Annotated in this window: 13 protein-coding genes; 5 read left to right on the forward strand and 8 right to left on the reverse strand. The window is 68.0% G+C overall.

Going from position 1 to position 12,444, the window contains the following annotated elements; translation table 11 throughout:
• Positions 1-17: 17 nt before the first annotated feature.
• Entirely contained in the window at positions 18-821 is an 804-nt protein-coding gene (locus tag L3V85_RS34750; protein WP_237677088.1) for an IclR family transcriptional regulator, read from the reverse strand.
• Between the two features lie 193 nt (positions 822-1,014).
• On the opposite strand from L3V85_RS34750, the gene L3V85_RS34755 reads away from it, so the two are divergent.
• The 5 genes from L3V85_RS34755 (at position 1,015) to L3V85_RS34775 (ending at position 4,989) form a co-directional block, all read left to right on the forward strand.
• Positions 1,015-1,782, forward strand: coding sequence for an ABC transporter substrate-binding protein (locus tag L3V85_RS34755; RefSeq protein ID WP_237677089.1), 768 nt, complete (start codon positions 1,015-1,017; stop codon positions 1,780-1,782).
• 12 nt (positions 1,783-1,794) lie between these two features.
• Positions 1,795-2,466: an ectoine/hydroxyectoine ABC transporter permease subunit EhuD gene (gene ehuD, locus L3V85_RS34760; protein ID WP_237677090.1), complete on the forward strand. Its 672-nt coding sequence runs from the start codon at positions 1,795-1,797 to the stop codon at positions 2,464-2,466.
• Entirely contained in the window at positions 2,463-3,227 is a 765-nt protein-coding gene (locus L3V85_RS34765) for an amino acid ABC transporter ATP-binding protein (RefSeq protein WP_237677091.1), read from the forward strand. The genes ehuD and L3V85_RS34765 overlap by 4 nt, the downstream gene beginning before the upstream one ends.
• Positions 3,224-4,504, forward strand: a complete 1,281-nt coding sequence (locus L3V85_RS34770; protein ID WP_237677092.1) for an NAD(P)/FAD-dependent oxidoreductase — start codon at positions 3,224-3,226, stop codon at positions 4,502-4,504. Before L3V85_RS34765 ends, L3V85_RS34770 begins: the two co-directional genes overlap by 4 nt.
• A 92-nt stretch (positions 4,505-4,596) precedes the next feature.
• The gene (locus L3V85_RS34775; protein WP_237677093.1) at positions 4,597-4,989 is read left to right on the forward strand and encodes a nuclear transport factor 2 family protein; all 393 of its coding nucleotides are present in this window, start codon (positions 4,597-4,599) and stop codon (positions 4,987-4,989) included.
• Positions 4,990-5,017: 28 nt separating this feature from the next.
• On the opposite strand, the gene L3V85_RS34780 is transcribed toward L3V85_RS34775, so the two are convergent.
• From L3V85_RS34780 to L3V85_RS34810, 7 genes are all read right to left on the reverse strand, one after another.
• Entirely contained in the window at positions 5,018-6,040 is a 1,023-nt protein-coding gene (locus L3V85_RS34780) for a hypothetical protein (RefSeq protein WP_237677094.1), read from the reverse strand.
• Positions 6,041-6,338: 298 nt separating this feature from the next.
• On the reverse strand, positions 6,339-6,689 hold the full coding sequence (locus L3V85_RS34785; protein WP_237677095.1) for a hypothetical protein: 351 nt from the start codon (positions 6,687-6,689) through the stop codon (positions 6,339-6,341).
• Positions 6,690-6,837: 148 nt separating this feature from the next.
• Positions 6,838-7,497, reverse strand: a complete 660-nt coding sequence (locus L3V85_RS34790) for a hypothetical protein (RefSeq protein WP_237677096.1) — start codon at positions 7,495-7,497, stop codon at positions 6,838-6,840.
• A 104-nt stretch (positions 7,498-7,601) separates the two neighbouring features.
• The gene (locus L3V85_RS34795) at positions 7,602-8,540 is read right to left on the reverse strand and encodes an FHA domain-containing protein (RefSeq protein WP_237677097.1); all 939 of its coding nucleotides are present in this window, start codon (positions 8,538-8,540) and stop codon (positions 7,602-7,604) included.
• A gap of 23 nt (positions 8,541-8,563) precedes the next feature.
• Positions 8,564-10,801, reverse strand: a complete 2,238-nt coding sequence (locus L3V85_RS34800) for a TOMM precursor leader peptide-binding protein (RefSeq protein ID WP_237677098.1) — start codon at positions 10,799-10,801, stop codon at positions 8,564-8,566.
• Positions 10,794-11,540 (reverse strand): class I SAM-dependent methyltransferase, encoded by a 747-nt coding sequence (locus L3V85_RS34805; protein WP_237677099.1) that lies wholly within the window; start codon positions 11,538-11,540, stop codon positions 10,794-10,796. The genes L3V85_RS34800 and L3V85_RS34805 overlap by 8 nt, the downstream gene beginning before the upstream one ends.
• A 100-nt stretch (positions 11,541-11,640) precedes the next feature.
• Positions 11,641-12,432, reverse strand: coding sequence for a BMA_0021/BMA_0022 family TOMM bacteriocin (locus tag L3V85_RS34810; protein ID WP_237677100.1), 792 nt, complete (start codon positions 12,430-12,432; stop codon positions 11,641-11,643).
• Positions 12,433-12,444: the final 12 nt, after the last annotated feature.

Below are 12,444 nucleotides of genomic sequence, written 5' to 3' on the forward strand. Positions count from 1 at the left end.
CCGAAACCGTATGGGCGTCAGTCGATGCTGCGTGCGGAACTCGTCAGCGAGCGTGCGCACAGCAGCAGCGTGGGCGCCAGCTTGCGCACCGCTTCGTCGATGGTCCAGCGGCTGGTGGGCGCCACCACGTGCACCGACGCGACCGGCCGTCCCTGGCTGCCCAGCACGGGCGCGGCGATCGTCATGTCGCCCAGGAACAGTTCCTCGGCATTGGTGGCAAAGCCCTGCAGCCGCGCCTGCCGCAACGCATCGAGGATGCCGTCGACGTCGGTCAGCGTGTGCATGGTGTGGGCCGTGCGGTCGGAGGCCTCGATGAGCGCGCGCGCTTCTTCTTCCGGCAAGGCGCTCAGGAAGGCGCGCCCCGAGGCCGTGCAATACATCGGGATGCGGCTGCCGATGGGCATGTGCACCGGCACGAACTGCGCGCTGACGAAGCGCGCCACGTAGACCATGTCGAGCCCGTCCGGCTCGGTGAGGCAGGAGGTTTCCGTCGTCACCTTGGTCAGCTCCGACAGGAAGGGGTTGGCCACGTCGATCAGCGAATTGGCCGCGAGGTAGTTGAAGCCGATCTCCATCACGCGCGGCGTGAGCTGGTAGCGCCGCGTCTTCGCGTGCTTGCGCACGTAGCCCAGCTTCTCGAGCGTGAAGACCATGCGCTGCGCGGAGCTCTTGGTGATGTCGGTGGCCGCGGCCACATCCGCCAGCGTCATGGTGCGGCGCCGGGCGCTGAAGGCGCGCAGCACGGCCAGGCCCTTTTCCAGCGACTGGTTGAAAAGCAGGCTCTGGCTGTCTTCGGGGGCGGTGTCGGGTGTGGCGTCCATGGCGTCGGAGTATAGCGACATGCGACTCAAATATCGAATATCGATACTTTAAGATCGACTAGTGGTTTTCATTTATTGATTAAAGATTCAAATGAATCGACCATTGGCACGCATGTTGCAACGCGGGAAGCACCCGCCCTTTTTCCCCTTCCACCTTCCACTTTTCAACTTCTGTCCTTCGAGGAGTGCTTCCATGAATCGCATCGTTCGCCGCCTTCAACGCCTGGCCCTGGGTCTCTGCATCGCCGGCGGCGCCTCGCTGGCCGTGGCACAGGGCGCCGCGCCGACCTACAACGTGGGCGCCACCGCCACCGGCGTGCCCTTCACCTTCCTGGACGTGAAGACCAACAGCATCCAGGGAATGATGGTCGACACCGTCACCGCCGTGGGCAAGGCCGGCGGCTTCAACGTCAACGTGCAGCAGACGGTGTTCTCCGCGCTCATTCCCTCGCTCACGGCTCGCAAGATCGACATCGTCTCGGCCGCCATGCTGAAGACGCCGGCGCGCCAGGAGGTGGTCGATTTCAGCGACCCGGTGTATTCGTACGGCGAAGGCCTGCTGGTGAAGAGCGACGACACCCGCGCGTACGTCTCGCTCGACGAACTCAAGGGCGAGGTGGTCGGCGCGCAGGTCGGCACCGTCTTTCTCGACATGCTCAACAAGAAAGGCATCTTCAAGGAGGTGCGCAGCTACGACTCGGTGGCCGACCTCACGCGCGACCTGTCGCTCGGGCGCATCAAGGCCGGGCTGGGCGACCAACCCATCATGGCCTACCAGATCCGCCAGAACACCTTTCCGGGCGTGCGGTTGGTCGACAGCTACAAGCCGGTGAACGTGGGCGACGTGTGCCTGGTGGTGCGCAAGGGCGACACCGAGACGCTGGCTCGCCTCAACAAGGCGATCGCGGCGGTCAAGGCCGAAGGCACCCTCGCCAGGATCGTGCAGAAGTGGGGCATCTGAGCGCGCTGACCCATGGCTGCTGCCACCTTTTTCCAGAACGCGCAGGACTTCCTGCCGATCCTGCTGCAGGGCGCCGTGGTCACCGTGCAGGTCACGGTGCTGGCTTTCCTGCTGAGCAGCGCGCTCGGCCTTGCGCTCGCGCTGATGAAGCTGTCGCCGGTGCGCGCGCTCTCGTGGGCCGGCTCGGTGATCGTCAACGTGATCCGCGGGCTGCCGATCATCGTGCAGCTCTTCTACATCTACTTCGTGCTGCCCGAGTTCGGCGTGCAGCTCACGGCCTTCCAGGCCGGTGTGATCGGCCTGGGCATCGCCTACTCGGCCTATCAGGCGGAGAACTTCCGCGCCGGCATCGAGGCGGTCGACCCGGGCCAGCGCGAAGCCGCGCAGGCCATGGGCATGCGCTCGGCGCTGATCATGCGGCGGGTGATATTGCCTCAGGCCTTTCGCATCGCGCTGCCGCCCTATGGCAACACGCTGGTGATGATGCTGAAGGACTCCTCGCTGGTCTCGACCATCACGGTGGCCGAAATGACGCGCGCCGGCCAGCTCATCGCCTCGTCGACCTTCCAGAACATGACGGTCTACACGCTGGTCGCCCTGCTCTACCTGCTCATGAGCCTGCCGCTGGTGTATGGCCTGCGGCGGCTCGAGAAGCGCTTCGCCGCCGGGAGAAAGCAACCATGATCCACGTCGAAGGACTGGAAAAGCGCTTCGGCGCGCACCGCGTGCTGCAAGGCGTGAGCCTGCGCGTGGACAAGGGCGAGGTGGTGTGCCTGATCGGTCCCTCGGGCTCGGGCAAGTCGACCGTGCTTCGCTGCATCAATGGCCTGGAATCGTACGAGGGCGGAGAAGTGCGCGCCTTCGGCGAGCGGGTGGACCGCAACGCGCCCGGCATCCACCGGCTGCGCAGCCGCATGGGCATGGTGTTCCAGCGCTTCAACCTGTTCCCGCACCGCACCGTGCTGGAGAACGTGATGGAAGGCCCGGTGCACGTGTTGCGCCAGAGCGCGGCGCAGGCGCGCGAAGAAGCGCTGGCGTTGCTGGCCAAGGTGGGGCTGGCCGAGAAGGCACAGGCCTGGCCGGCGCAGCTCTCGGGCGGCCAGCAGCAGCGCGTGGCCATTGCCCGCGCGCTGGCCATGAAGCCCGAGGCCATGCTGTTCGACGAGCCCACCTCGGCGCTCGACCCCGAACTGGTCGGCGACGTGCTCGGCGTGATGCGCGCGCTGGCCGACGAGGGCATGACGATGATCGTGGTCACGCACGAGATGGGCTTCGCGCGCGAGGTGGCCGACCGCGTGTGCTTCCTGCACAGCGGCAGCATCGTCGAGGAGGGCCCTTCCGCGCAGGTGCTGGGATCCCCGCGCCAGGCGCGCACGCAAGACTTCCTGCGGCGCGTGCTGCATCCCTCGGGCGCCGCTGGCAATGCCACGGAGGCGCGCGCATGAGCGGTCTTGCCATGCCGCCGTCGCTCTGGGCCGCCACCGCGCCGCCCGCGCCCGCGACGCCGCCGCTGACCGAGTCGCGCAAGGCCGATGTGTTGATCGTGGGGGGCGGCTTCACCGGGCTTTCGGCCGCGCTGCACCTGGCCGAAGCCGGCGTGCGGGTCTGCGTGCTCGAGGCGCATGAACCCGGCTGGGGCGCGTCGGGACGCAACGGCGGGCAGGTGAATCCCACGCTCAAGCACGACCCCGACGAGCTCATCAGGCTCTACGGCTGCGCGCGCGCCGCGCCGCTGATCGACGCGGTCTCGCGCTCGGCCGACCTGGTGTTCGAGCTGATCGCGCGCCACGGCATCGACTGCCAGCCGGTGCGCAACGGCTGGCTCCAGGTCGCCTACGCGCCCAAGGACGTGGCAAGCCTGCATGCGCGCGCCGCGCAGTGGGCCCGGCGCGGCGTGCAGACGCAGATGCTCGACCGCGCGGCGGTGGCCGCGCGGCTGGGCACCGAGGCCTTCGCGGGCGGCTGGCTCGACGGCCGCGCAGGCGGCATCCAGCCACTGGCCTACACACGCGGCCTGGTGCGCGCCGCACAGGGTTTCGGTGCCTCGGTGTATGGCGACACCGAGGTCACGGCGCTGGAGCGGCGGGGCACGCACTGGCACGCGAGCACCTCGACCGGCGCCAGCGTGACGGCCGAGCAGGTCGTCATTGCGACCAACGGCTACACGGGCACGCTGTGGCCGCGGCTGCAGCGCACGGTACTCGCCGCGAACAGCTTCATCGTCGCCACCGAGCCGCTGAAGGGCGCGGCGGCCGATGCCATCCTGCCGCTCGGGGAAACCGCCTCGACCTCGCAGCGCCTGCTGCTCTACTTCCGCAAGGACGCGCAGGGCCGGCTGCTGATGGGGGGCCGCGGGCACTTCGCCGATCCGTCCGGGCCTTCGGACTTCTCGCACCTGGAGCGATCGCTCGAGCTGCTTTTTCCGCAGCTGGGGCCGCTGCGCTACGAGTACCGCTGGGCCGGCCGCATCGCGGTCACGCGCGACTTCATGCCGCACGTGCACAACCCGGCGCCGGGCGTGACGATCGCGCTGGGCTACAACGGGCGGGGCATTGCGCTGGCCACGAGCATGGGCAAGCACCTGGCGGCGCGGCTCGTCGATGCGGGCGCGGATTTTCCGTACCCGGTGACGCCGATCCGGCCGATTCCGCTACACGGCCTGCAGCGCTTCTACGTGGCGGGCGGCGTGGCCTGGTACAGCCTGCTCGACCGGCTGGCCTGACGACGAGTCGCCTAGGCGCGCGTGACGTCTTGCCATGCGGCGCATGCGTGCGTCAAATGGCGGACACCAACCACAACAGCCCCAGGAGACCCATGCCGATCGACACACTCGCCACCTGGCACCGGCTCGTCAAGGAACGCGACGTGGCCGGGCTCGATGCCCTGCTCGACGACGAAGCCGTGTTTCATTCGCCGGTGGTGCACAAGCCCCAGGTGGGCAAGGCCATCACGCAAAAATACCTGGCGGCGGCGTTCCAGGTGTTCTTCAACGAGAGCTTCCGCTATGTGCGCGAACTCAAGTCCGCGAACGATGCGGTGCTGGAGTTCTCGCTCGAGCTGGACGGCATCCAGATCAATGGCGTGGACATGATCAAGTGGAACGACGTCGGCCGGATCACCGAATTCAAGGTGATGCTGCGCCCGCTGAAGGCGGTGAACCTGATCCACCAGAAGATGGGCGCGCAACTGCAGGCGGCCCAGGCCTGATCGATTCGATGAACGGCTCTCCCGGCCGCTACCTCGCGTAGTAGGCCGCGGGAGACTTGCTCAGGAAGGGGCTCTGGTTGCCGAAGATGACCGGCGTCTTGGAGTCGAGCCATTCAAGGTACCTGGCCGCCATGTGCTGCAGGCAATTGACCTGGGTGACCACCTTCATCAGCTCGGAAGGAACCTCGGCTTCGCTGTTGTAGCCGAGCGTGTCTCCGTGATGCCCCAGGCGCGCCAGTTGCGAGGTCACGCGTATTCTTTCGAGCACCTCGGAGCAGGTGATGATCATCAGGTGCACTTCGGTCGAAATGAGCTTCGCCGTCATGAGTTCATGGGCCTGTGCACGCACGCCCACCACGGTGATGCCGTTGTATTTCGCAAGGCCGTTCAGGCAGAACGTCAGCGGCCGGGCGAGGTCTCTCTTCAGGTCGATGCCCACCCGCCCGCCGGACGCGCCCGGCAACTTCAGCGGCCGGTAATCCTGGAAGCACTCCTTCAAGTCCGACAGCCCCTGGGTTTTCAGGTCCAGCGAGGCCGTCTTCTTCAGAAGATCGCACAGTTGGGCGAGGAGCTCGCGATTTCCGAAAGCCACCTGCGCATTGAGCAGCGGGTGGATCAGCTGGTCCATGTTGCGCTGCACGATCAGGTTCCGGATCTCCGCCGGCCCGTCGCACAGCGTGACCGGGTCGATGCCCACCGGGTCGACCATCAGCGCCGAATCCTGAGACATCGTGGCCATCAGTTTCTTCTTGAACACCTTCCCGACCGCCTTCATGCGCACGGCGGTGGACGGGTCTTTCAGAATGACGAAGCAGTCGATGTCGGAAAACGGCGCCGCATCCAGCCGTGCCAGGGAGCCGGCCACGCAGAAAGCGAGCGAATCCGGATTCGGCGGCTTGCCGATCGAGTCGACATAAAGCGAGGCCAGGAACCACCGGGTCATCATGGACCAGGCCTGGGCGGGATTCCTGTTTTCCGGACGCTGCGACACCGGAATCCTCAACTCCATCCGCATCGCCCGGGCCTGGAGCCGGACGGGATCGAAATACATGTTTCGATCTTCTCTGCGGCACCACGGGCAGACCGGCGCCATGGCCTGGGCGGTGATCGAGTTGGGGTTGTACAGGTCCCTGGGACCAGGGCATTTCGGAAAAATCTTCCTCATGTTCTGAGGTGCCAGGCAACCCATCGAATACTCCCTCCAACTTATTATTTTTGAGTCATTGCCACGCCCGGATGCGGAGCGAGCCGCTTTCCCCGGTTCATTACAAAGAGTGCGATTCCTCCTGGAAACTCTTGCACCTTGCGCGCGGTTTCCGCGTCGCAACGCCCTTGCTGCGTGGCCCGGCCTAGGCGGCCACGACCCGCAGGCTGCCTTCCTGGCGGTAGGCCTGCACGCACATGCGCCCCAGTTCCACCAGAAAACGCAGTACCGCCGGCTGGCCCACGCACTCCGGCGTGATCGCCATGATGTCCTTGCGGAACTCCATCAGCTGCACGCCCGAGACGTCCATCTCGGCGGAGGAGCCGTAGTAGTGCTTCCAGAAGTCCTGCAGCAGCCCGCGCTTGACCTCGTCGATGACCAGCGTGTAGCCGCTTTCCCAGACGCGCTCTTCCATCGGCAGGCAGGTCACGCGCGGGTCTTCGAGTTGTGCGCCCGCCGGCACGAGAAGCACGCGCCGCGTGTCCGCGCCGATCATTGCCGCCTCTCCCGGACGCCGGCTCGCCGAATCGCCGCCGTGGCTGCGCCCGCTGAAGAATGAGATGTTTTTTTCATGAAGGTCCTCCGCAAAATCCGGTGTCGGCCTCGAGGCCGTATGGCTGGCGGTCAGCATGTTTCGTCTCTCCTCAAACTGAGAGCAGGCGCAGGCGCTGCTCATTGGCACGGGCAAGGGGAATCGGCCGGGTCCAGCTGCCGTCGGCGTGGAGCGTGGTCGTCAGCGCATGCACGCCGGGCGGGAATGCCAGCTCCAGCGGGTTGTTGACCGTGCTGACGTCGATCACGTCGCCTTCCTGGTAGTCGCCGTAGGCGATGAAGTACCGGGGGCGCGGCGAGAAGGCCAGGTTCTGGTTCGGGCGGGCCTGCACCGCGTACACGGTGCTGCCCGACATGGTCACGCCGACACAGGCCTGCGAACGGGCCGGGATGTTGGCGGTTTCGGCAAGGTAGAAACGCGACGGGTCGGCGCCCCAGCTGGGGTAGGCGAAGCGGTACACGCCGTTTTCGCAGTCCAGCGAAATCCGGTTGCTGCCGCCGGTCGGCTCGTAGGTCTCGGCCGCGGCAAACTGCACGCCCGGCTGCAGTTCGCCCGTTTCAGCCCACGAGAAACCGGTGTCGACCGTCCACTGGAACCGGGTCCGCGAGTTCTGGCCAGGGTTCGAGTACTTGGCGAACCAGGCAAGCGACAGGGCGTTGGGCGCCCACTGCGTCGGGTCGCTCTGGAACACCATGAAAAAAGCCGAATGGCTCGCGTGGTTGTCGACCGTGACGGAAAAGATCTTGCCCATGGCTCTCTGAAGAAGTGACTGGTTCAGGCAACGCACGCCGTGGCGGCGGCATTGCACTGGAGGTCACTCTAGGGAGCACGGGGGATAAAAGGAATTACAACCGATTACACGCGGTGCGCCCCGCCCCGGATCTCGAAGCGGTAGTCGCCCAGGCGCACGTTGCCGCGCCGCCGCTCGACCAGCGGCGGCTCCCCCAGACTGGGCGGCAGCGCATTCAGTATCTGGTGCTTGGCGCGAAAGATCTGGATGTTCACGTAGGAGGGCTCCACGCCCAGCATGCGCGACAGGTCCTCCAGCCCGATCCAGCCCTGGCTTTGCGGCGGAACGCCTCGTTCCGCGTCCTGCTGGCGCACCCGCGCGAGCGTGACGAGGGTGTAGTGGTGGATGCGCTCGCCCAGCGACACCGACTTGCCGTCCGCCAGCAGACTCAGGCTGGTGTGCTCCTCGTCCTGGCTGACGTCGAAGTGAAGCGCGACATCGACCGCCTTCGGCCCCGCCGGCGCGATGGCGTTCTCCGAGGTCGACTCCAGGTCGTCGCACAGCACGAACTCCCAGGCGCCGCGCGAGGTGCTGACCGTGGCGCCGTCGCTCAGGTGCTCGATGCCGTCGATGTGCTCGAGCAGCCAGCGCCCCTCGTGGAAATACACGTTCACTTCGGGTTGCTGGGCGTCGGGCAGCAGGGTTTCGCGCGGGTTCAGCACCACGGGTTCGCCGAGCCCCTGGCCCGAGAACAGGCAGGTGACGGGCGGTGCCAGGTCTTGCACGGTCCAGGCCAGTTCGTCGCCCAGGCCCATGCGCACTTCGGCGCCCAGGGTCAAGGCGGTCCAGCGGCCGTTCGGCAGGCGTTCGCCGTTCAGGGTGGTGCCGTTGCGGCTCTGGTCGACGATTTCCCAGGCCATGCTGTTCCAGCGGACCAGCGCATGGACCTGCGATACATCGGGCGCCTTGAGCACGGTCTGGCAGGCCGACGGACGACGGCCGAAGGCATGCACGGGGCGCAGCACGATGGACCGACCGTCTCGCTTGTTCCTGAAGAGAGCCATACCTCCTATTGTCCCTCGCACGCTCAGACGTACAGCGCTTGGGGGTTGAGATCGGCCTCCTGCGCGGGAACGCGGCGCCACCCCATCGCCACGGGCACGGCGTACAGGCGCGGGTTGCCCAGCTCCGGCCAGATGTGGCACAGGCCCGGCACCACCACCTTCACCGTGCGCAGCGGGATGTCGGGACGCGAGTGGTCGAGCACGATCGTCTCCAGGCCGAGGCCGGCGGCGATGCCGACGCAGCGCGCGATTTCCCCGGCGATGTCGCGCGGCGCGTCGGGGTCGGGCGCCGCACGCAACGGCACGGTGCCGCCCTCTTCCATCGGCATGAGGAAGGCCGGCGGCCCCTCCAGGCCGGCGGCGCTCGGCACCGGGAAGGTCTTGCCGGCCGCGATCAGCTGGCTCATTTCGGTGAGCGCGCGCTCGCAGGCCAGCATGCGGTCGGGGCTGCAGCCGAAGCCGATGGCCCATTCGCCCGTCTGCCGGTGCCGGCCTACGGCCACGACCACCGGAATGCCGAAGTCGTGCGTGATGTCGAGCACCCAGTGCGCCCACTGCAGGCCCCATGTGCGCGACAGGCGCAGGCGGCTTGCGACGGGCATGCCGTCCAGGTCGATGGCGGGCCGGCGGACCTGGCCGTACCACCAGATGGCGGCGGCATCGCGCTCGACCAGCTCCAGGAAGCCCTGCAGGATGGCTTCCTCGACGGTATTCCCCGCCGCGCAGCCGTTCGACGTCCAGGTGACGTGGTACTGGCTCTCGGCCGGTGCATGGGCGTGGCAGAAGGCCAGCGGCAGGTAGCGGCGCGCATCGGCTGTCAGCGACCATGCGGGCGCCCACCAGGTGGGCTCCTGCGGCTGGGCGTCGGTCGACACCACGGCGTGCGGCGGCTTCTCGGTGTCGAACTGCGACTTCTGGTGCTCGCTGAAGCGCGCCAGCGCGGTCGGCGCAATGCAGGGCGCGTCCAGGTCCGCGGCGGGGGCGATGACGGTGGCTTCGTCGCCTTGGTAGAACGCCGAGTAGCGCTCGACCGCCTCGCACATCGCGCTCGCGCGGGACTGCGCCGCCGACATGCCCTTGCCCAGGCAGACCTGCGTCCAGGCCCCCGGCGCGGGGTCGCCGAAAGGCGGCGGCGTCTTGAAAATCTCGCTGCGGTAGACCGTCAGCATGTCCTCGGACTCGGCGTTCAGCGGCTTCACCCGCGCGATCACGCCGCACAGCGGGCCGACGTGGCGCGACAGGCGTTCGACCGTGGCCGAGGCCGGCGCGGTGCGCCAGCCGCCGTCGGCGCTGGCAACGGGCCCGCCCGGCACCGGCGCGATGCGCCCGTGCTGCACCAGCGCCATGAGCCCCGGCGTTCCGCACTGCGGACATTGGGGGCGCGCGACCACGGGGTTTCTTTCCAGCGGATCGAGCGTCCACACCGCCTGCGCATCGCCGCGCTGCGCGACCATCTGCCGCGCCTTGGCGAGCAACCCGTCCAGCCGTTCGACCACCAGGCTGGCGCCCGCGCGCACCGGCGGCCCGCTGCCCAGGTCGCCATGCCGCGCCCGCCACCAGGCACGCGCCGGGCGGTTGCGCAGCCAGCGGTGCGAAAGGCAATGCCAGCAGGCCGGGGCTTCATGCGCATGGCCTGCGTCACCCTCGGCGTCGACCGGTCGCGGCGTGAACAGCGGACCGACCATCGCCTGCTCGCCCGCCGGCTTCACGAGCAGCCACGGCCTGCCCTTCGACCGCTGCCGGGCATCGATCGCGCCCAGCCGGGGGTCGAGGTAGTCGTCGCAGAACACGATCGTGAGGCCAGCTTCATCGCCCACTTTGTCGCCTGCCTCGTCGAACTCTTCGGCCAGCGCCTGGCCCCAGCGCAGCGCCGCGCCGCGGCCGACCGCGTCCGTCAGCGAGATGGCATCGACATGCGCCGAGACCGCCATGGGCGCATGCGATGCGGAGAAATCGGGCAGCAGATAGGCTTCGCCGCCGCGCAGCATCACCGGCCGCACCAGGCCCTGCCGCAGCAGGGCGCCGAGTGCGTGCAGCATCTCGGCGAGCAGCGCGCCGGCGCTCGCATCCCTGCAGTAGGTCGCCAGGCTCACGCCTTCGCGCAGCACGCGCTCGAGCGCCATCACGCCGGGCGAGCCGAGCACCAGCAGTTCGTTCTCGCTCAGCAGCAGCAGGCGGTCGCGCAACACCGTCGGCGGCAGGTATTTTTCGTGCCACTGGAAGACATCGCCGAACAGGTCGGGTGCGGCGGCGTCACGCATCGTCTGGCGAGCCCAATGTGAGGCGGACGACGGCATAGGGCCGCGCGCCCGTGGTGGCGTGGAATGCAGCCTCGAACAGCTGGTGCTGCTGCGAGAACTGCGCATAAGGATGTTCCTCGGATATCACTCGTATCGACGGATGAATGCGCGCCAGACGCCCGGCGTCCTCGAAGCCGGAGACGACCGGCAACTGCATGCCGCCCACCTGCATGGGCAGCCGCGCGAGCGCCGGATGCACATGGTCGAGCACGACGAAGCAAGGCGGCCCGCCGCGCGCGAACCGCTCGGCCAGCTGACGCAGCACCGCCTCCAGCGGCTCCTGCGGCAGATAGGGGCACACGCCCTCGAGCATCACCAGCACGGGGCGTTCGCCCGGCAGGCCTGCGGCGTCGAGCCACGCGGCATCGAGGAGCGAGCAGGCCAGGTTGTTTTCTTCTTCGGCGCGAGGCATGTGTTGCTCGCGCAGGGAAATGGCGTCGGGCAGGTCGACGTTGAGCCAGCGCGCGCCGGCCGTTGCCGCGCCCGTGGCCAGCCGGCTGCGGCGCGTGCACAGGCCGGCGCCCAGCGCGATGCACAGGCCCGTTGGATGCGCGGCGAGAAACTCCGCCGCGAACCGGTCGAACAGAAGCGCGCGCACCACCACGCCGCGCACGAAGGCGGTGTCCACCGCATAGGTCGACAGGTCGAAGGGCAGCGCCGCGGCAATGCGGCGCGCCTCCAGGTCCGGGAACGCCGGCACGTCCGCCGCCATGTCGCCGGCCCGCGCGCGCGCGGCCAGCGTCAGCAGCAGCGTGGCCGTGGCGCCTTGCAGCGCCGCCGGGGCCGGCGCTGCCCGGATGTCAGCAGGTGAAGGGATAGGCGCTGCCCGTGTTGTTGTACGAAGTCAGCGCGATCGCCCACATGTCCTTCTCTTCCGGCGCGCTCGGGTAGTTCAGCTGGATGCTGTTCTTGATGGCCGAGCCGTCCGGGTTCGTCTGGTTCCACTGGCTGGTCGCCGAGTTCCAGGTGAACGCCGAGTTGGTCGCGAAGCGGATCTCGAAATTGAACGGGTTGTTGTAGCCCAGCCATTGGCTCAGCACATTGGCCTTGTCGGCGCCGTCGTCGCGGGTCAGTTCCGCGTGGAATTCAGGCGACTGCCATGCAAGCGCGATGGCGCGCAGCACCACGCCGCCGAAGGCCAGCAGCGAATCGGGACCACCGCCGGGAATGCCCAGGCCGGTGGGCAGCCCGCCGCCCAGCAGGCCGGGCGGCACTTCGGAGGCTTCGAACTGGGCGGACGAGCCCATGAAGTTGGGGAACTGCTGGTAGTAGGCAGCCAGCGCCTCGGAGGCGTTGGACGCCGGTGCCTGCGGCAGCACGATGACGAAGGCGTCGTCCGGGCCGATCCAGCCGGCGGTGAGCATCGGCTTCCATTCGGCGCGCTTGCGCGGGTCGGCGCTCTGGTAGAGCGAGATGTCGAGCTGCGGCCACAGCGTCGGCAGGCCGAAATCGCGGTGCAGCAGCGGCTGGATGTCGCGCTGCTCGAGCAGTTCGACGCGGTAGGCGTCGTCCTGCCACGAGCGGGCGACGCCGCGCAGGTAGGCGAGACGGAATTCGAGCAACGGGTCGGCGTTCTGGCGCTGGAGGGTCATGGTGACTTCATC

The sequence above is a fragment of the Variovorax paradoxus genome (assembly GCF_022009635.1).
Taxonomy (GTDB): Bacteria; Pseudomonadota; Gammaproteobacteria; order Burkholderiales; family Burkholderiaceae_C; genus Variovorax.

Bases quoted from the DNA above. Each gene is read 5' to 3' on its own strand.
- L3V85_RS34810 (WP_237677100.1), bottom strand. From the start codon at position 12,432: ATGACCCTCCAGCGCCAGAACGCCGACCCGTTGCTCGAATTCCGTCTC.
- L3V85_RS34800 (WP_237677098.1), bottom strand. From the start codon at position 10,801: ATGCGTGACGCCGCCGCACCCGACCTGTTCGGCGATGTCTTCCAGTGG.
- L3V85_RS34785 (WP_237677095.1), bottom strand. From the start codon at position 6,689: ATGATCGGCGCGGACACGCGGCGCGTGCTTCTCGTGCCGGCGGGCGCA.
- L3V85_RS34775 (WP_237677093.1), top strand. From the start codon at position 4,597: ATGCCGATCGACACACTCGCCACCTGGCACCGGCTCGTCAAGGAACGC.
- L3V85_RS34755 (WP_237677089.1), top strand. From the start codon at position 1,015: ATGAATCGCATCGTTCGCCGCCTTCAACGCCTGGCCCTGGGTCTCTGC.
- L3V85_RS34790 (WP_237677096.1), bottom strand. From the start codon at position 7,497: ATGGGCAAGATCTTTTCCGTCACGGTCGACAACCACGCGAGCCATTCG.
- L3V85_RS34780 (WP_237677094.1), bottom strand. From the start codon at position 6,040: ATGTATTTCGATCCCGTCCGGCTCCAGGCCCGGGCGATGCGGATGGAG.
- L3V85_RS34765 (WP_237677091.1), top strand. From the start codon at position 2,463: ATGATCCACGTCGAAGGACTGGAAAAGCGCTTCGGCGCGCACCGCGTG.
- L3V85_RS34770 (WP_237677092.1), top strand. From the start codon at position 3,224: ATGAGCGGTCTTGCCATGCCGCCGTCGCTCTGGGCCGCCACCGCGCCG.
- ehuD (WP_237677090.1), top strand. From the start codon at position 1,795: ATGGCTGCTGCCACCTTTTTCCAGAACGCGCAGGACTTCCTGCCGATC.
- L3V85_RS34750 (WP_237677088.1), bottom strand. From the start codon at position 821: ATGGACGCCACACCCGACACCGCCCCCGAAGACAGCCAGAGCCTGCTT.
- L3V85_RS34795 (WP_237677097.1), bottom strand. From the start codon at position 8,540: ATGGCTCTCTTCAGGAACAAGCGAGACGGTCGGTCCATCGTGCTGCGC.